Here is a 1,040-nt window from a genome sequence, read left to right as displayed (position 1 = left end):
TTGAGAGTGCACCTGACTGCCCAGTGCTGGTCCGCTATGCCGACGATCTGGTGGCCCTGTGCCACAGTCGGGAGCAGGCGGAGCAGATTAAGGCCAGGTTGGCCAAGTGGTTGGCGCCGAGAGGTCTGGTGTTCAACGAGGATAAGACACGCATCGTGCACCTCGACACCGGCTTTGATTTCCTCGGGTTCAACGTCCGCCGCTACCACGGCAAGCTGGTCCTGATCAAACCCAGCCGAGAGGCCGTGAGACGCATCCGGAGACGGTTGCGCACCGAAATGCGTTCCCTGCGCGGGGGAAACGCGGCATCGGTGCTCAAGAAGCTCACCCCGATCATCCGCGGATGGGCGGCCTACTACCGGACCGAGGTGTCGAGCGAGGTGTTCTCCGCGCTCGATGACTACCTGTGGAAGTTGACCTACCGATGGGCGCGGCACCGCCACCCAAACAAATCGCGGTGGTGGGTCGTGGACCGCTATTACGGTCAGTTCAACCCAACCAAGCGCAACCGGTGGGTATTCGGCGACCGGGACACCGGCGCCTACCTGCCCAAGTTCGCTTGGACCAAGATCGTCCGACACGCGATGGTCGTCGGCGCGTCCTCGCCCGATGACCCGGCGCTGGCCGACTATTGGACACAGCGTCGACGCAAACAGGCGGACTCGCCGCTGAGCGCACCGGTCCGGCGCCTTCTCAAGGCTCAACACGGACGCTGCGCCGCCTGCGGCGGTCTGCTGCTGCATGCCGATCAACACCCGCAAAGCCCCACCGAGTGGGAGCAGTGGGTGCGCGTCACCCTGGTAGCGCTGCGCAAGCAGCACATCAGCAGCGACGGCACGGACGATCCGCGTCTCATCCACTCCTTCTGCCGCCGACGCAGCACTATCGGCGACGAAGGCGCAGCCGAAATGCAGGTGGCCTGAATGCCTTTGGGCTTGCTTGAGCCGTATGCCGGGACAACTGGCACGTACGGTTCTGAGGGGGCTCCGGCGCGGCAACGCGCCGGAGCTACCCGACTGGTCTCGCCGCTGCTGGCGAAC

The 1,040-nt window shown here is 64.9% G+C and carries 1 protein-coding gene; it reads left to right on the top strand.

The genetic code is table 11. From position 1 onward, the window contains the following. The coding region (locus EET13_RS29775) for a group II intron maturase-specific domain-containing protein (RefSeq protein WP_244604205.1) at positions 1-923 on the top strand (923 nt) is incomplete at its 5' end. Between the last annotated feature and the right edge of the window lie 117 nt (positions 924-1,040).

It is taken from the genome of Mycobacterium attenuatum, from assembly GCF_900566085.1.
Classification (GTDB): Bacteria; Actinomycetota; Actinomycetes; order Mycobacteriales; family Mycobacteriaceae; genus Mycobacterium; species Mycobacterium attenuatum.
Note: the sequence above shows the minus strand (reverse complement) of the source record. Positions and strands in the feature narration are given on the sequence as shown.